This is a genomic window from Janthinobacterium sp. 17J80-10 (assembly GCF_004114795.1).
Classification (GTDB): domain Bacteria; phylum Pseudomonadota; class Gammaproteobacteria; order Burkholderiales; family Burkholderiaceae_D; genus Paucimonas.
The window spans coordinates 1,974,177-1,991,492 of sequence record NZ_CP035311.1; the positions used below are offsets into that span (position 1 = coordinate 1,974,177).

Sequence of the window (17,316 nt, forward strand, 5' to 3'; positions counted from 1 at the left end):
ATGCCGAAATTTGCCGCCAACCTCAGCCTGATGTACAACGAGCATGCCTTCCTCGAACGGTTTTCGGCGGCGGCGGCGGATGGCTTCGCGGGCGTGGAATTTCTGTTTCCGTATGATTTCGCCGCCTTGGAAATCCGTGCGCGGCTCGACGGAGCCAGCTTGACCCAGGTCCTGTTCAATGCGCCGCCAGGCGACTGGGGTGCGGGCGAGCGCGGTATAGCGGCCTTGCCTGAGAGGGAAGAAGAGTTTCGCCGCGGCTTTGATCAGGCATTGGAATATGCCGCCGTGCTGGGCAATCGGCATCTGCATGTGATGGCGGGCCTGCTGCAATCGGGGCAGGACAGGGCGCGCCAGCACGAAGTGTATCTTGCCAATCTGGCGCATGCGGCCCGCGAGGCAGCGTCGGCAGGCATCACCGTGCTGATCGAGCCGATCAATCCGCGCGACATGCCGGGATATTTTCTGAACCGGCAAGCCGAGGCGCATGCGATCTGCCGGGAAGTCGGCGCGGCCAACCTGATGGTGCAATGCGACCTGTACCATTGTCAGATCGTCGAAGGGGACCTGGCAACCACGCTGCGGCGGGATCTGGCGGGCATCGGCCATATCCAGATTGCCGGTGTGCCGCAGCGGCATGAGCCGGATCTGGGCGAGATCAATTATCCCTACCTGTTCGATTTGATGGATGCGCTCGGATATGCGGGCTGGGTGGGATGCGAATACCGGCCGCGTGCCGGCACTTCGGAAGGTTTGGCTTGGTTGCAGGCATGGCGTGAACGGCAAACTATCAATTTGCAGCCGGGACTAGCCTAAATGCAAAAATGCCCTTATAATTTCGTTTCTTTAGGCGCGTAGCTCAGCTGGTTAGAGCACTACCTTGACATGGTAGGGGTCGTTGGTTCGAGTCCAATCGTGCCTACCAACGAATCAAAAACAAAAATAATACGCATCAATACTAAAAGCCAACTCAACGAGTTGGCTTTTTTCTTTTCCCGTCCGCTAAAAAAATCAAATATCCAGGATCGCGCGCAAAAGTGTTGTTCAGGCATGCTGGCCTCGAATGTCCTGTAACGTTTTAACGATGATTTACATTGCCGCAAGTAATTTGTTTGCTATCTCGAAACAAATTATTTAACATCATCAAGAATAAACACTGTCCAGAACAGGGTTTTAGCACCTGTGAATCCGGCATATTTCTTGCTGGAAATTTTCAAAGGCAAGCGCCTTTCAATTTTCCGCTCCTAAACCGTATTAGTGACATCGCCGTCTACCGTCAGAGCCAGCACAACAATAATGAAATTTCCCTATTCCCGCCTGATTCTCGGTGCAATGCTTTCGGCTGCGACCATGGCCCATGCCGCCGTGGAAGCTGATAATCCCATTGGCCGGTTCGAAATTACCCGCTTCGAGGTGGAAGGCAATACCTTGCTCAAGCCGGAAGCAATGCAAACTCTACTGGCGCCGTTCGCCGGCAAGGCACGCGATTTCGGTTATGTCCAGCGCGCCCTGGAGGCACTGGAAGCGGCTTATCACAAGCGTGGCTTCAAACTGGTACAGGTGGTGCTGCCGGAACAGGAGCTGAACCAGGGCGTGGTGCGCCTGCGGGTGGTGGAAACCCGGGTCGGTGCAGTGAAGGTGCAAGGCAACCGCTTTGTCGATACCGCCAATGTGCGGCGCAGCCTGCCGAACTTGCGTGAGGGTGAAGTGCCCGCCCTGGACGATATTTCCGCCAGCCTGCGCATGGCCAATGAAAATCCGGCCAAGAAAACCACCCTGAACCTGCAGAGCGGCGAACGCGAAGGGGTGGTCGATGCAGTACTGAAGGTCGAGGATGAGAAGCCCTGGACCATCGGCGTCAACCTCGACAATAGCGGACAGGCAGCGACCGGCAAGCACAATATCGGGGTGCTGTTCCAGCATGCGAACGTCGGCGGCCTCGACCACGTCCTGAGCCTGCAATACCAGACCACGGTGGAGGAACCAAGTCGCGTTGGCGTCTATGGCATTGGTTACCACATCCCGCTGTATGCACTGGGTGATTCCGTCGATGTGTTCGGCAGCTATTCGGATGTCGATTCAGGCACCGTTGCCGCTGGACTGGTCAACCTCAATATCAGCGGCCGCGGCACCGTGCTGGGCGCGCGCTATAACCAGACCCTGGTGCGGCGTGGCGAATACGACAGCAAGCTGATCTATGGCATCGACTACAAGGCTTACCAGAGCGATGTGCAAATTCCGGGCGTGGCTCTGCAGCTCGGCAATGATGTCACGGTGCGTCCGCTTAGCTTGACCTACACCGGCAACTGGGTGCCGGGCGCCAGCGCGCTTAATTACTATGTGAGCGCGATCCACAATTTGCCGGGCGGTGAAAACGGCAGCAATGCCGACTTTGCCCAGGCGCGAGTCGGCGCACCCGCTTCCTACAAGCTGCTGCGCTTTGGCGCGGGCTTGAGCCATGCCTTTGCTACTGACTGGCAGGCGCGCCTGACGATCAATGGCCAGTACACGCCCGATGCGCTGGTGCCGGGGGAGCAGTTCGGCGCCGGTGGCGCATCTTCCGTGCGCGGTTATCGTGAGCGCGAGGTTTCCAACGATTCGGGATTTTTTGCCAGCGCGGAAGTGTACACACCTAACCTGTGCGGCAGCTTCTCCTGGGATGGCGCCCAATGCCGGGTGCTCGGATTCATCGATGGCGCCGGGCTCAGGCGCAACAAGCCCCTGCCGGGCGAGCGGGCGCGCAATGCCATCAGCAGCGCTGGTGTCGGCCTGCGTGTTTCGCTTCAAAAACAGTTGGCCGTGCAGCTCGATGTCGCTCATGCCATGGCGAGCGCCGGCAATACCTCCGCAGGAGACGATCGCCTGCATTTCAAGTTGAACTGGTCGTACTAGGATGCTCGGGTCGTAACAAGGACATATGAATATGAAGAAGAATGCCGAATTGCGCCGCAAGCTGTTGCCGCTGTTGATTGCTGGCTGCTTTGGGGCCGGGCAGGCGCTGGCCAATCCATTCGGGGCGCAGGTCGTCAATGGCCAGGTCTCGATTGCCGGCCAGGGCAACGTCCTGACCGTGACCAATTCGCCAGGCGCCATCATCAACTGGCAGAGTTTTTCCATCGGCGCCGGCGAGCTGACCAAATTCGTGCAGCAAGGCGCGTCCAGCACGGTACTGAACCGCATCGTCGGCCAGGACCCGAGCCAGATTCTCGGCGCGCTGCAGTCGAATGGCCGGGTGCTGCTGATTAATCCCAACGGCATCCTCTTCGGCCAGGGGGCGCAAGTCAATGTGGGCGGGCTGGTCGCGTCCACGCTCAATATCAGTAACGAGGATTTTCTTGCCGGCCGCATGAAATTCCAGGCGGGCGACAAGGCAGGCAACCTGCAAAACCAGGGCAGCATTACCAGTGCCAGCGGCGGGCAGATTTACCTGATTGCGCCGAATGTCGAGAACAGCGGCATCCTGACCTCGCCCAAGGGCGAGGTGGTGCTGGCAGCCGGCCGCAGCGTGCATCTTGTCGATAGCGCCAATCCTGACTTGCATGTTGTCGTGAGCGCACCGGACAACCAGGCGATCAATCTCGGACAAGTCGTGGCGGAAAGCGGCAACGTCGGCATTTACGGCGCGCTGGTCAAGCAGCGCGGACTCGTCAGCGCCAATAGCGCAGTGGTCGGCGAGAATGGCAAGATCGTATTCAAGGCCAGCAAGGATGCCTTGCTGGAAGCGGGCAGCCAGACGACCGCGACCGGTGCCGGCACTGGCGGCACGATCCATGTGTTGGGCGAGCGGGTCGGTCTGACTGGCAATGCCAGGGTCGATGCCAGCGGCCAGGCTGGTGGCGGTACCGTGCTGGTGGGCGGCGATTACCAGGGCAAGAATGCTGCGGTCACAAATGCGAAGCAAACCATTCTTGGCAGGGATGCAGAGATCCGGGCGGATGCAGGCACGCAGGGCAATGGCGGCAAGGTAATCGTATGGTCAGACGAACTGACGCGGGCGTATGGCACGATTTCCGCCAAAGGTGGCGTGCAGGGCGGCGACGGCGGCTTTGTCGAAGTGTCTGGCAAACAGCGGCTGAACTTCGATGCGACGGTGGATATAAGTGCTCCGAAAGGAAAAGCCGGCTCGCTGTTGCTTGATCCGAGGGATATCATCGTGCAGGGCGGTACTACTGGGGCATCCGGTGACTCCGCACTGATCAATGATAATTTTGTCGACAGTGCCGATGCCGATGCGGTTACCGATATCACCATTTCGGAGGGCAAGCTCGAAAGCCTGGTAGGGAATATTACCCTGCAGGCGAGCCAGGACGTCAAGTTCGAGACATTTTCGGACGGCAATCTGTACCTCAGTAATGTCACCAATGGCAGCACTTTCTCGATCCTGGCAGGACGGGATATTATTTCCCAGGATCCCGTCACCAATGACGCGATTTCCACTGCCGGCGGGGCGATCAATTTTACTGCTTCGACTGGCCAGATCAATCTGGGTGGCAGCCTCAACAGCAATGGCGGCCAGATCACGCTGAATGCGGGCACTACCCTGGCTGTCGGCGCCATCAGTTCCACCGATGGTGCTTCCGCCGGCAACATCACCCTGACGTCTGGCGGCCCGATGATGCTGGGTCGTATCGGCGGGATTAATGCGAACGCATCTGCACCGGGCGATGTCCGCCTCACGTCCGGCGGCGCAATCTCCATTTTGAATGACAACAACATCAGGGCCAATCGCTTGAAAGTGATTGCCGCAGGAGGCATCGACGATGGCACTGGCGGCCATGCCTATACGGATGTCAGCAGCCTCAATGCCTACAACTCCGGTTCGGGCGATATTTTTCTATATAACCTCAAGGGCCTGGCGATCGATGACATCGACTCGACTGGCTATGGCATCAAGCAGGAACTGGGCGGGCAAAACATTCATGTGCTGGCAAATGGCAATGTCACCATCAATGCGCCAGTTTCAACGGATAACGGCACCCTGACCGTGTACGGCGAAGGTGCGGTGAGCAACTTGACCAGCCTGACTTCCTCCGGCGATCTCAACATCATTGCCAACAGCGGCAACATCCTGAATTCGAGCAGCGGCACTATTACAGCGACCAATGGGTCGGCGCAACTGACCGCCGTGTCGGGATTCCTCCAGAACCTGGGCAACGTAACGGCGACCAATGGCGTTATCTCTTTTAGCGCCGCCCTGGGCATCGATCATTACGGCACGGCCTCCAGTATCGGCGGCGGGCTAGTCATGATGCACGTGACTAATGCCGAAGCAATGTTGTATACCGATGCCGCGTCGCAGATCGTCAATGTTGCGGGATCCACGGTCCTGACTGCGGACAAGATGGACTTGAACGGGACGATCAATTCCAGCGGCGGCCATGCCGTGCTGGCACCAGCATCGTCGATCGCGATTGATGTTGGCACCGTCAGTACCAACAATACGACATTTACACTGGAACTGTCGAATGGCGAGCTGAACCGCATTACCGCTGACAAGCTGATCATTGGCGATAACACGACGAGTGGACCGATTACGATCAAGTCATTCGTGGGCGGCGGAGCGGGAGGCGCACTGCAAAACATCTCCACCCTCCTGTCGCTCAGTTCCGCCGGTGCGATTACCCAGGATGCAAATGCGCTCATCGGCGGACCAGCGATCGAAGCCATAGGCAGTTCAGTCACCCTGATGGAAGCCAATCCTACTGGGGTCGTTTCCGGGGCGGCCACCGCAGGCGATTTCCAGTATCGCTCGGTGAATCAGATCACGCTGAGCTATGGCGCCCTCGGTACCGGCATTACCGTCCCTTTTTCTAATGCGATTCGACTTGAGTCGGATACCGGCATCAATCAATGGTTCGGCGGCCCCGTGATCGGCGGCCATCTGGTCGTGAAAACACCCGGCCCGGTATATCTGGATGACCCGGCGAACAATGTCTCCAAGATTTCTGCCGACCTGTATGTCGGCGGGACCGGCACGGGAAGTTTTGCTATGCGCAACTCCGGCAATGTGGCGGTGGAGAGTTCAACGTATGGCATCAACGGCATCACCACCAACAACACGGATGTGGAAATTTCGGTGCCGTCGTTGAGCTTTACCATCACGGAAAACCAGCCGATCACCACTGGCGCCGGCGTGAAAACCTTGCGTTATGATGGCCTGTTGGGTGGCGTCAGTACCACCACTTCGACTACGAGCACCAGTACCACGAGCACATCGAGTACCAGTACTTCAAGCACGAGCACGTCGAGTACGAGTACTACGAGCACCAGCACATCCAGCATCGGCTCGACCACGACGACTGGCGTCAGCACGACCACGACCGCCGGCGGGACGACGAGCACCATCGCCATGGCAACCACGACCACGACCACCGGCGGGACGACGACAACAACCCTGCCGCAGTCGGATCTCAGCGAGATTGTCGTTGAAAAATCAACCAACATTATCGTGAGTGGCGGCTCAGCGGTTGCGCCGGATTCCGGCAAGACGACGCAGGAAAAAGAGCAAAAAACATCGCGCAGCAATGACGTGATTGTCAGAGAAAACCAGAGTGGAGCAAGTAAAGATGAAGTCCCGCAAAAACTGTTCTGCAATTAATTTCTGCTTCGCGCTGTCGTTGCTGCTATGGGGCTTGCATGCCCATGCCGCGCAGGTGGCCGGTACTGTCATGGACCTGAATGGTCCGCTGCTGGCCAAAAAGGCCAATGGCACGGTCAGGGTGCTGGCACAAAAGTCACTGGTCGAGGAAGGTGATTTTCTGGTCACGGAAAAGGACACTTATGCGCGCATCAGGTTTCTCGACAATAGCGAAGTGACCTTGAAGCCGGAAACGCAATTCAAGATCGAACGCTTTGCCTATGAACAGGACAAGCCACAAAACGACAATGCCTTCTTCAGCCTGCTCAAGGGCGGCTTGCGTGCGGTCTCGGGTACGGTGGGCAAGCGCAGCCGCGAGCGCACCGGACTGAATACGCCGGCTGCGACCATCGGCATCCGGGGCACGATCTACGTGGTGGAATACATTGCACCCGGCGAGGCGGATGTCGCTGCCTGGGGACGCTCCCTGGTTGCTGCTGCCAGCACGGGTTTGCATGCTTACGGGCCCGCGGGTAATGGCGGTGCAACCATGACCGACGCAACGACAGGCAATGTCGTGCCTGAAATATTGCCGGCACGGCTGGCGCTTGATACCTTGCTTGCGCAGGGGGTAACGTCGCCAGTCCCTGGTGCGCGTCCGCCCGGCCTGTATGTCCAGGTGCTCGACGGGATGATTAATGTGAGTAATAAAGGCGGCGCGCAGAATTTTTCGGCAGGCCAGTTCGGCTATACGGCAAATCTGCAGCAACCGCCTGTGGTCGTGCCGTCCAATCCGGGCTTGAAGTTCACGCCGCCGCCGGCATTTTCCTCATCGTCAGTAAATCCGGGCGGTAGCGGCAATGGGGTTGTCGGAATCACCGACGTGAATTGCGAGGTGCGCTGACCTCGATTACTTGATACAGACGGCGCGCACCTGCTTGATGTCGGTAATGCCAGAGAAGATCTTCTCGATGCCGTCCATCTTCAGGGTCAGCATGCCGTCTTCCAGTGCTGCTGCCAGCAGTTGCGCCACGCGCGCATGCTCTTGCAGCAGCTTCTTGATCTTGTCGCTTCCCGTCATCAATTCATGCAGGCCCACGCGGCCCTTGTAGCCACCGCTGCAGGTATCGCAACCAACCGCCTTGTACAGCGTGAACTGGCCCTGGTCGTTGCCGTACTGCTTTTTCCAGTTGGCCAGCACAGAAGCGCGGGCAGCATCGGCATCCTTCCTGAATATTTCGGTATTCAGCAATTCGGCACAATATTCCTGCAATAGCTGCTGCACTTCTTCGGCCGTGGGCGTGTAGGCGATCTTGCACTTGCCGCACAGGCGCTTGGCCAGGCGCTGCGCAAGGATGCCCAGCAGGGCATCGGCGAAATTGAACGGGTCCATGCCCATGTCCAGGAGGCGCACGATCGATTCCGGCGCGCTGTTGGTATGCAGGGTGGAAAACACCAGGTGGCCTGTGAGCGAGGCTTCGATACCCATGGCGACGGTTTCCTTGTCGCGCATTTCGCCCACCATGATGATGTCCGGATCGGCACGCAGGAAGGCGCGCATGGCGGTGGCAAAGTCGAGGCCGGCCTTCTTGTTGACCTGGACCTGGCGCAAACCTTTCTGGGTGATTTCCACCGGGTCTTCGGCCGTCCAGATCTTGGTGTCGGGCGTGTTGAGGAAATTCAGCACCGAATGCAGCGTGGTCGTCTTGCCGGAGCCGGTCGGGCCGCAGACGAAGAACAGGCCGTACGGCTTGCTGACCGTGTCCTTCAGGCGCGCCAGGTTATGCGGCAGCACGCCCAGCTTTTCCAGCGGGATCGGCTCGCCGGCGGCCAGGATACGCATGACGATGTCTTCGACGCCGCCTGCGGACGGCACGGTCGCTACGCGCAACTCGATGTCGAGCGGACCGAACTTCTTGAACTTGATCTTGCCATCCTGCGGCTTGCGGCGCTCGGAAATGTCGAGGTCGCACATGATCTTGATGCGGGCGGCAAGGGCACTGCGGTAGCTCGCGGGAATTTCGATGTAGGTTTCGAGCGAGCCATCCTTGCGGAAGCGGATCTGGGTCTTTTCCTTGCCGGGACGCGGTTCGATATGAATGTCGGAGGCGCCCTGGCGGTAGGCGTCGACGATGATCTTGTTGACCAGCTTGACCAGTTCATTGTCGGCGGCGGCCGACAGTTCGGATTCTGCAATCTCGCCTGCCTCGTCGTCGCTCTCTTCCATTCCCGACAGCAGGTCGCCGACCGACGTGGTGTCTTCCTGCGCGCCGTAGAACAGGTCGAGCATCTGGCGGAATTCATGCCGGGTGGTGACACGGAAGACAAATCGCGACTTTGGAAAGATATTGATCAGGATGCGATTGTTGCTGATGCGCTCAGGGTCGGTGGAGACGATGACGATGCCTTCCTGGGATTCTTCCAGGGGCAGCCACTGGTTTTGTTCGACGAAGTCGCGTTTCAGGTTTTTCAGCAAGTCGAGCGGCTTGACCCGTTCCGGCTTGTGCGCTTCATAGGCGACGCCATAGAACTTGCCTAACGCCTGGCCGACGGTCGCCAGCTTGAGCTGGAATTCGCTGACCAGCACTTCCTCGATATCCACATTCTTGCGGCGCGCCGAGCGGGTCGCCAGTTCAAATTCCGGCGCCGACAGGACAGCGTCGGCCACCAGCGAATCGTACTTGGAGCGAACCAGCGGCGACGGCTTCAGGCGCTGGGTAAATGCAATTGCCAGGGTGGCGCACAATTCCTTGACGCCTTCCTCGGCGATTTCGGTAAATGGCCCGCCAGCCCGGTTGTTGATCAGCTGGATCACGCCCAGCAATTCCACGTTTTGGGCATCCATCAGCGGGGCAATCAGCATTTGCTGGGTGCGGTAGCCGGTGCGGCGATCCACTTCACGCAGGAAGGAGAGCGGCGGATTGTGCGATTTCAGTTCGGCTTCATCATAAACATCGTTGACGCGCACGATGCGCCTGAAGTGCGCGGCGTACCCGGCCATGCTTTGCGGCGAAATCGGCAATTCGAGGTCGGAAAAGGAATGCAGGCCGGTCTTGACCTTGGAAACGATGAAGGACTTGTCATTGCTGACCGCGTAAATGGTGATGCGGTCGCAGTCGAACAGGTCGCAGATATCCTTGGGCAGATCGAGCATGATCTGGTCCAGGTTGCCGGTTGCATGGATCTTGTTGGTAACAGCCTGCAATTTCTGAAAAAATTGCAGCCGGCTATCCGTATTGGCCGCCACGGCAGAGATCGGTTGTGGACTCGGGACAGTGCTCATAGTTGATTGTCTTTGACGGACGACGGAAAGGCCGGCTGGGTTGATCCTGGGCCGTAAAAAGCTATCATGCCATGGAATAATTCCCATGGTAAATAGTAATCACCACGATGCGAAAAACAGGCGGTTTTAGGTGAAAAAAACGTCTGATTCCCGAGAATGGCGCATGCAAAAGGCAAAAATTGCCGGCCGTTGAAGTGCGAAGCAACATTTCCAAATTACAATATGCTATCTTTCCCGGAAGAACGCCTATCGTTTCAAGATATCGGCACCTGGGCCGCTTCCAATAACTACAGGACTGGACGCTTCAATGAAAATGCGCGTACTCGGCTGCGCTGGCGGAATTGGCGGACGCGAAAGGCTGACGACTTGCCTGATAGTAGACAACGACATCCTGCTGGATGCCGGTACGGGTATTTCCAGCCTGTCGCTGGACGAGCTGGTGCAAATACGCCATGTCTTCATTACGCACAGCCATCTCGATCATGTGGCTGGCCTGGCGTTACTGGTCGATGCGGCGCAAGTCAATAAAGCTGGCGGTATCACGGTTTATGCCAACCAGAAAGTGATCGACGCGCTGAAAAAGCACCTCTTTAACTGGGTGCTCTGGCCGGATTTCAGCACCATCCCGAACGCGCAGGAGCCGGTAATGCGCTGGCAGGCAATCGAACACGACGCCACGCTGGATCTGGGCGGGCGGCGGATTACGCCATTTGCAGTCAATCATACCGCGGGATCGTCGGCGTACTGGGTGCGCGGCGCCAGCGGCGGCTTCCTGTTTACAGGCGACATGGGCTCGACCCCGCAGCTATGGGCACGCCTGTCGGATGAAAAGCTGATGCGCCAGGTGATCGTCGACTGTTCCTTTACCAATGCCGACCATGCGCTCGCCGAGATGTCCCTGCATTACTGTCCGCGTACCCTGGGGCAGGACATCCGCGCGCTGGCGCCGGCGATCGAATTCCTGATCTACCACCTGAAGCCGGGGCAAGAGGACCTGATCATGCGCGAGCTCGCCGAAGAGGGTGGCCGGCCATTCACTGCAATCCACTGCGGCGACGTCTTCGAATACTAGTGCCGTTACCCGTTACCTGAGGCTTTATCTGCATGAATGCCCTGCATCCTTCCGAAGTGTCGCTGCGACTGGAGCAGTTGACCGAGCTCAGCGTCGCTCTCAGCAACAACCGTAACATCGGGCAGTTGCTGGAGCGGATACTGCGCAGCGCCAAGAGCATGACGCACGCGGACGGCGGCACGCTTTACCTCACAAGCGCGGACAACGCCAGCCTGTGCTACAGCATCGCCATCAACGACAGCCTGCGCATGTACCTTGGCGGCGCATCCGGCCAGCCGGTCAATATCCCGGGGATTGCGCTGCACGACGCCGCCGGCCAGCCGAACCTGGGCGCGGTGGCGGCGTACGCGGCGCATACCGGCAAGTCGGTCAATATCGATAACGTGTATGAAACCGATCTGTTCAATTTTTCGGGAATGCGCCAGTTCGATGAGACTTATGGCTATCGTTCGCAGTCGCTGCTGACGGTGCCGATGAAAGACCACGAGGGTGAGCTGATCGGCGTGCTGCAGCTGATCAATGCCGGTGACGGGAAGGGTGGCGCAACCCGCCCGTTCAGCAGCACCGACCAGCGTTTCATCGAGGCGCTGGCGTCGCAGGCTGCAATCGCCATCACCAACCGGCAACTGATCGATCGCCTGGAGACCCTGTTTGAATCCTTCGTCAAGCTGATCAATATCGGCATCGATGAAAAATCCCCGCATACCGGCAGGCATTGCGAACATGTGCCGGAGCTGACGATGATGCTGGCGGAAGCCACGCATGCCACCGAGACCGGCCCGCTGGCCGATTTTGCCATGAGCGAGCGCGACCGGCGTGAGCTGTGGCTGGCTGGCCTGCTGCACGATTGCGGCAAGATCACCACGCCTGTGCACGTGGTGGAAAAAGCCACCAAGCTGCAGACGCTGTATGACCGCATCGCGACCGTCGATACCCGTTTCGAGGTATTGAAGCGCGATGCGCGGATTCGCGCCCTGGAGGAAAAATGCGCGGCCGTGGAAAAGGGCGATGCTGCTGCTGTCGCTGCCATCGAGGTTCAGCTGAGCGAAGAAACTGCGCGCCTGGACGCTGACCGTGAGTTTCTGCGGCGCGCCAACATCGGCGGCGAATTCATGCGGCCGGAAGACCAGGAGCGCGTGGCGCGCATCGCCGCCTGCCGCTGGGTCGGCCCCGATGGCCATGAGCGGCCCTTGCTCGACGCCGAGGAGGAAGGGAACCTGAAGATCCGCGCCGGCACGCTCAACGATGCCGAGCGCGAGATCATCAACAATCACATTGTCGTCACCATCCGCATGCTGGAGTCGCTGCCATGGCCGCGCCACCTGGAAAATGTGCCGGAATACGCCGGCGGGCACCACGAACGCATGGATGGCAAGGGATACCCGAAGGGCCTGACGCGCGAACAGATGTCGCTGCAGGCGCGCATGATGGCCATTGCCGATATCTTTGAGGCGCTGACGGCAAAGGATCGGCCATACAAGAAAGGCAAGACCCTGTCGGAGTCCCTGCAGATACTGGGTGGCTTTTGCCAGCGCAACCATATCGATCCGGACCTGTTCGATGTGTTCGTGCGCAAGCAGGTGTATCTCGAGTATGCCCGCAAGTTCATGGACCCGGCGCAGATTGACGACGTCGACGCCAGCACGATTCCGGGCTACGTGCCTTGACGCATGGCTGTTTCACCCCAGTGACCTCCAGGTAAAGGAAGCATCGTGCGGCATTTTCTCTCCAGGTTCGGCCTGCGCTGGCTGATCGGCTTTGCCCTGACGATGGCCGCTGCCGCCCAGGTGGTCGGTTACGTGCCGCAGAGCGTGGCAGAACATATCCAGCAGATCGACCTCGCTGTATATGACACGCGCATGAAGCTGGCCAAGCCGACGTTCGATTCGCGCATTGTCATTGTCAGCGTCGACGAGCATAGCCTGGCGGAAGTCGGACGCTGGCCGTGGAGTCGTACTGTTATTGCCCAGATGGTCGACCAGTTGTTTGACAAGTACAAGATCAAGGCGCTTGGCTTCGACGTTACCTTTTCCGAGCCGGACAATACCTCTGGTTATGCCACGCTGGCCGCGCTGGCGCAGGATGAGTTGCGCAACGTGCCGCAACTCGGCGACCGGTTGCAATCCCTCAGGCCAAGGCTGGATTACGATGCACGCCTGGCACGCTCCCTGGCTGGCCGGCCGGTCGTGCTTGGTTACTTCCTCTCCGATACCCTGAAGAAGGGAATGCTGCCGGCCCCTGGATTTACCATTGCCGATCTGGGCGGCTATAACGTCGACGCGCTCTCGGCGAAAGCCTATGAAGGCAACCTGGCCGAACTGCAGCAGGCTGCCAGGGCCGGCGGCTATTTCAATGCGGATTTCGACCCTGACGGCTTGCTGCGTTCCTCGCCATTGATGATGCGGGTCGGCGACGGCTATTACGAGTCACTGGCGCTGGCAACGGCGCGGGTAGCATTGGGCGCAAACCGGGTGCAACCGGTAATGCTGCAAGCCGACGGCGTGAATTCCTCGGAGGACTTGCGCGACTATGGGGTACTGGCCGCACTTGAACTCGACAGCAAGCCCTATGCCACGCTGGTACCCGTGGAACACAACCTTGCTGCGCGAATTCAGTACCGCAGCCCCGGCGGCCCCGCAGGCGGAGCATTCCGCTATGTTTCGGCCGCGGACATCCTCAAGGGCAGGGTCGCTCCCGAGGAAATGGAAGGACGCATTGTACTGGTCGGTACGACCGCTCCCGGCCTGAATGACATGCGTACCACCCCGGTCAAGGCGGATTACCCGGGGGTGGAGGTGCATGCCAACCTGATTGCCTCGATCCTGGATGGCGATTTCAAGCAGCGCCCGGATTTCAGCGTCGCCATCGACCTGATTCAGGTAGTGCTGATTGGCGTCTTGCTGACGCTAGCCCTGTCGGCACTATCGCCGTTGTGGTCGATCCTGATCTCGATGGGCGCTGCCGCAGCGGCGATTTCCTTCAATTCCTGGATGTACCAGTCCAACCATTACGTCCTGCCGGTGGCAACTGCCCTGGTGCTGATCCTGTGCCTGTTCATCTTCAATGTGGCCTGGGGCTACCTGTTTGAATACCGCAAGGGCCGCGCCATCGTCAACCTGTTCGGCGAATACGTCGCGCCGGAGCTGGTGGCGGAAATGGCGAAGGATCCGCAAAGTTACAGCATGGAAGGCGATCTGCGCGAGCTGACCATCATGTTTTCGGACGTGCGCGGCTTCACGACCATCTCCGAGGGCCTGGAACCGAATGCGCTGCGCGAATACGTCAACCTCTACTTGACGGCGATGTCGGAAGACATTCGCGGCAACCGGGGTACCCTCGACAAGTACATCGGCGACGCCGTCATGGCGTTCTGGGGAGCGCCCATCCCGCTGGCAAACCATGCCGCGCTGGCAGTGAAGACCGCGCTCCAGATGCAGGCAACCGCCAGCCGTCTCAACCAGGACTTCATCGCCCGCGGCTGGCCGCCGTTAAAGATCGGCATCGGCCTCAACACCGGCGAAGTGCGCGTCGGCGACATGGGCTCGGCGGTGCGGCGCGCCTATACCGTCATGGGCGACCCGGTGAATCTGGCTTCCCGGCTGGAAGGCATTACCAAGACTTATGGGGCCGGTATCGTCGTGGGGCAGGGGACACGGGCAGCGGCGCCGGAATTCCTTTACCGCGAGCTGGACCTGGTGCGCGTCAAGGGCAAGAACGAGCCGGTGCCGATCTTCGAGCCGCTGGGACTGGCGGAGGCAGTCGAGCCTGCGTTGTGTGCTGCCGTGGCTGCCTGGCACGCTGCGCTGGTCCTGTTCCGCTCGCAGCAATGGGATGAGGCGCAGGCTGCGATCGAAAAGCTCGCCGCCAGCCAACCGCTGGACGCCCTTTATCCTCTCTATATGAAACGGATTGCCGATTACCGTATCAATCCGCCTGGCGACGGATGGGATGCCGTGACTGTTTTCGATGTTAAATAAGCTATAAACCGACAATTAATTGTTGAAATAATAATGGCCTGCACCTGCAGGCCTTTTTTTTATAAAAAAATGAAAAAAATTTGTAGAAAACCCTAAAGTTCCCAAAAGTGCTGCCGATAACGAAAATAGAAGAGGCAAGATGGAAAGAAATTTTGGAACTTTTTTAAATTTTTTTCCTCATACCCCTAAAGTTTCCAAAAAGTATGCCGTAAATGAGACAAGAGCCCCCCTCTTGACGATGTTTTAGAAGTTTGTTGAGCATGTTTTTAAAGAATTAAACGCTGAAAAAGCAGTGGTTTTTCAGCTTGATTCCGGTGAGCAAGGGTAGCAAAGCGAGCAGGTCGAATTCCCCCCGATTCCTCGCAAAGCCACGCCAGACGCCGCTTTCCACGCAAAATCAATTTGCGCTGCCATCGTTCCGCCCGACGTTTGTAAGACAAACGCCTACGGGTGGACTTCGTTCGTTTCCGCCAAGAAAAACCGACTTCGACTTATTTCCGCAAAGAAAGCGCTGGATAAGAATGCATTACCGACACGACAAATTGCGTGCCGGTAACATCCAAGAAGGGGGAAAAATGGATACGAACGACATGATGGCTGAAATCCGCGATGCCAACCTGAGCTACCTGATGCTGGCGCAGCAAATGATCCGCGCCGACAAACCTACCGCAATCTTTCGCCTCGGGATCAGCAGCGAAATCGCCGACCTGCTGGAAGGCTTGAACAATGCGCAGATCCTGAAGCTGGCTGGGACCAACATGATGCTGGCACGCTTTCGTTTCGATGACGGCGCCATCCTCGGCATGCTGACCAATTACAACAAGGACCGCGCCCTGGCACACTCGCATGCGGCGATCCTGATGGCTGGCCAGCCGGTTGAAGAGATCGCCTGAGCGGTCTGTTCAAAATAGCGTTCAGCATAAAAGAATACACGAGGCTCGAAAATGGCGAAGAAAAGTGTGGTGACAGAAGCCCAGGAAATCCGTCTGGCGATCGATCTGATTAATCTCGGCGCGCGTCTGCAGCTGCTTGAATCGGAAACCACGCTGTCGCGCGAACGTCTCCTGAAGCTTTATAAAGAATTGAAGGGCGTGTCGCCGCCGAAGGGGATGTTGCCGTTCTCGACCGACTGGTTCATTACCTGGCAGCCGAACATTCATTCGTCGTTGTATATCAATATTTATCATTACCTGGTCGAGCATGCCCATATCTCGGGCATCGAGGCGATCATGAAAGCGTATCGCCTGTATCTCGAACAGATTGGCCCGCAAGGCGATGACGAGCCGGTGCTGTCGCTGACGCGCGCCTGGACGCTGGTGCGTTTTTTTGAAAGCAAGATGCTGCAGACCGCATGCTGCAGCGAGTGCAGCGGCCATTTTGTGGTGCATCAGCTGGATTTGCATGACAATTATGCCTGCGGTCTGTGCCACATGCCTTCACGCGCTGGCAAGACCAAGAAGGCCAAGAATTCGGCGCAGCTGGCAGTCGCAGCTTGACCCTGTTGCGCCAAGCGATAAGGTGGCCCGGGCAGGATGGCCCGGCGGCATGAATCCGGCGGCAGGCCCGCTGGGGCGGCTGTGGCGCGCGCCGGCAGTGCGCGCGCTGGCGTACCAATGCATTGCCTTTTTTGCAGGTATTTTCATGCTTGCGGCGTTCGCATCGCGTGGCTTTCCCGTGCAGTCACCTCTGGCTGCGGCCTTTCTGCAAGGCGCGCTGGCGGCGGGATTGTCCGGCTGGCGCCGCATGGCGCCGTGGTGGTTGCCAATCCAGCTACTTTTTGCGCCGGCGCTGGTAGTCATGCAGGCATTGCAGCTGCCGCCGCTGCTCTTTCTCGGATTGTTCCTGTTCCTGCTGCTGCTGTACTGGAGCAGCTTTCGCACGCAAGTGCCGTATTACCCATCTACACGTCCGGTATGGCAGGCGGTCGCCAGCTTGTTGCCACCCGATCGTCCACAACATTTCATTGATATTGGCAGCGGTTTTGGCGGAATGGCCCTGCACCTGGGCGCGCTGCGTCCCGACTGCGCGATTGCCGGCATTGAACTGGCGCCGCTGCCTTATTGGGCGAGCAGGCTGCGCGCATGGTTGCAACGCAATCGCGCGCGCTTCGTGCGTGGCGATTACCTGGACCTGGATTTCGCCAGTTACGATGTCGTGTTTGCGTATTTGTCGCCGGCAGCCATGCCTGGTTTGTGGGAAAAAGCCCACAGCGAAATGCGTTCGGGCACGCTGCTGTTGAGTTTTGAATTCACCGTCCCGGGACATGTCCCCGATCTGGAAATTATGCCGCGCCGTGACGGCGCTGTTTTATACGGCTGGCGCATGTGAGCGGCGGTTTTTTAAGTTCGTTACAGAGTGTTGTACAGGCTGAATACCGCCCATAATGACACGCTATTAAGGTGTTTCCTGT

General features: G+C 58.4%; 11 protein-coding genes and 1 tRNA gene. 11 read left to right on the forward strand and 1 reads right to left on the reverse strand.

The window, feature by feature from the left end; all coding sequences use genetic code 11:
- From otnI to EKL02_RS18525, 5 genes are all read left to right on the forward strand, one after another.
- The gene (gene otnI / locus EKL02_RS09020) at positions 1–813 is read left to right on the forward strand and encodes a 2-oxo-tetronate isomerase (RefSeq protein WP_128901734.1); all 813 of its coding nucleotides are present in this window, start codon (positions 1–3) and stop codon (positions 811–813) included.
- 32 nt (positions 814–845) lie between these two features.
- Positions 846–922: transfer RNA gene (locus tag EKL02_RS09025), tRNA-Val, on the forward strand.
- A 371-nt stretch (positions 923–1,293) separates the two neighbouring features.
- Entirely contained in the window at positions 1,294–2,889 is a 1,596-nt protein-coding gene (locus EKL02_RS09030; RefSeq protein WP_128901735.1) for a ShlB/FhaC/HecB family hemolysin secretion/activation protein, read from the forward strand.
- 31 nt (positions 2,890–2,920) lie between these two features.
- Entirely contained in the window at positions 2,921–6,595 is a 3,675-nt protein-coding gene (locus EKL02_RS18340) for a filamentous hemagglutinin N-terminal domain-containing protein (protein WP_241687844.1), read from the forward strand.
- A complete protein-coding gene (locus tag EKL02_RS18525) occupies positions 6,564–7,478 on the forward strand; it encodes a FecR family protein (protein ID WP_241687845.1) in 915 nt (304 codons plus the stop codon). The genes EKL02_RS18340 and EKL02_RS18525 overlap by 32 nt, the downstream gene beginning before the upstream one ends.
- A gap of 6 nt (positions 7,479–7,484) precedes the next feature.
- Here the strand turns inward: EKL02_RS18525 and EKL02_RS09045 are convergent, their stop codons facing one another.
- A complete protein-coding gene (locus EKL02_RS09045) occupies positions 7,485–9,857 on the reverse strand; it encodes a GspE/PulE family protein (protein ID WP_128901736.1) in 2,373 nt (790 codons plus the stop codon).
- Positions 9,858–10,164: 307 nt separating this feature from the next.
- Between EKL02_RS09045 and EKL02_RS09050 the strand changes: the two genes are divergently transcribed.
- The 6 genes from EKL02_RS09050 (at position 10,165) to EKL02_RS09075 (ending at position 17,234) form a co-directional block, all read left to right on the forward strand.
- A complete protein-coding gene (locus EKL02_RS09050; RefSeq protein WP_128901737.1) occupies positions 10,165–10,929 on the forward strand; it encodes a 3',5'-cyclic-nucleotide phosphodiesterase in 765 nt (254 codons plus the stop codon).
- A 32-nt stretch (positions 10,930–10,961) separates the two neighbouring features.
- Positions 10,962–12,596 (forward strand): HD family phosphohydrolase, encoded by a 1,635-nt coding sequence (locus EKL02_RS09055; protein WP_128901738.1) that lies wholly within the window; start codon positions 10,962–10,964, stop codon positions 12,594–12,596.
- A gap of 102 nt (positions 12,597–12,698) precedes the next feature.
- Positions 12,699–14,906 (forward strand): adenylate/guanylate cyclase domain-containing protein, encoded by a 2,208-nt coding sequence (locus EKL02_RS09060; protein WP_128903448.1) that lies wholly within the window; start codon positions 12,699–12,701, stop codon positions 14,904–14,906.
- 575 nt (positions 14,907–15,481) lie between these two features.
- On the forward strand, positions 15,482–15,799 hold the full coding sequence (gene flhD / locus EKL02_RS09065; RefSeq protein ID WP_128901739.1) for a flagellar transcriptional regulator FlhD: 318 nt from the start codon (positions 15,482–15,484) through the stop codon (positions 15,797–15,799).
- Positions 15,800–15,850: 51 nt separating this feature from the next.
- On the forward strand, positions 15,851–16,402 hold the full coding sequence (gene flhC, locus EKL02_RS09070; RefSeq protein WP_128901740.1) for a flagellar transcriptional regulator FlhC: 552 nt from the start codon (positions 15,851–15,853) through the stop codon (positions 16,400–16,402).
- 49 nt (positions 16,403–16,451) lie between these two features.
- Positions 16,452–17,234: a class I SAM-dependent methyltransferase gene (locus tag EKL02_RS09075; protein ID WP_128901741.1), complete on the forward strand. Its 783-nt coding sequence runs from the start codon at positions 16,452–16,454 to the stop codon at positions 17,232–17,234.
- Positions 17,235–17,316: the final 82 nt, after the last annotated feature.

Excerpts from the sequence above, each read along its gene's own strand:
- otnI (WP_128901734.1), top strand. The coding sequence starts at position 1 with ATGCCGAAATTTGCCGCCAACCTCAGCCTGATGTACAACGAGCATGCC.
- EKL02_RS09030 (WP_128901735.1), top strand. The coding sequence starts at position 1,294 with ATGAAATTTCCCTATTCCCGCCTGATTCTCGGTGCAATGCTTTCGGCT.
- EKL02_RS18340 (WP_241687844.1), top strand. The coding sequence starts at position 2,921 with ATGAAGAAGAATGCCGAATTGCGCCGCAAGCTGTTGCCGCTGTTGATT.
- EKL02_RS18525 (WP_241687845.1), top strand. The coding sequence starts at position 6,564 with ATGAAGTCCCGCAAAAACTGTTCTGCAATTAATTTCTGCTTCGCGCTG.
- EKL02_RS09045 (WP_128901736.1), bottom strand. The coding sequence starts at position 9,857 with ATGAGCACTGTCCCGAGTCCACAACCGATCTCTGCCGTGGCGGCCAAT.
- EKL02_RS09050 (WP_128901737.1), top strand. The coding sequence starts at position 10,165 with ATGAAAATGCGCGTACTCGGCTGCGCTGGCGGAATTGGCGGACGCGAA.
- EKL02_RS09055 (WP_128901738.1), top strand. The coding sequence starts at position 10,962 with ATGAATGCCCTGCATCCTTCCGAAGTGTCGCTGCGACTGGAGCAGTTG.
- EKL02_RS09060 (WP_128903448.1), top strand. The coding sequence starts at position 12,699 with ATGGCCGCTGCCGCCCAGGTGGTCGGTTACGTGCCGCAGAGCGTGGCA.
- flhD (WP_128901739.1), top strand. The coding sequence starts at position 15,482 with ATGGATACGAACGACATGATGGCTGAAATCCGCGATGCCAACCTGAGC.
- flhC (WP_128901740.1), top strand. The coding sequence starts at position 15,851 with ATGGCGAAGAAAAGTGTGGTGACAGAAGCCCAGGAAATCCGTCTGGCG.
- EKL02_RS09075 (WP_128901741.1), top strand. The coding sequence starts at position 16,452 with ATGAATCCGGCGGCAGGCCCGCTGGGGCGGCTGTGGCGCGCGCCGGCA.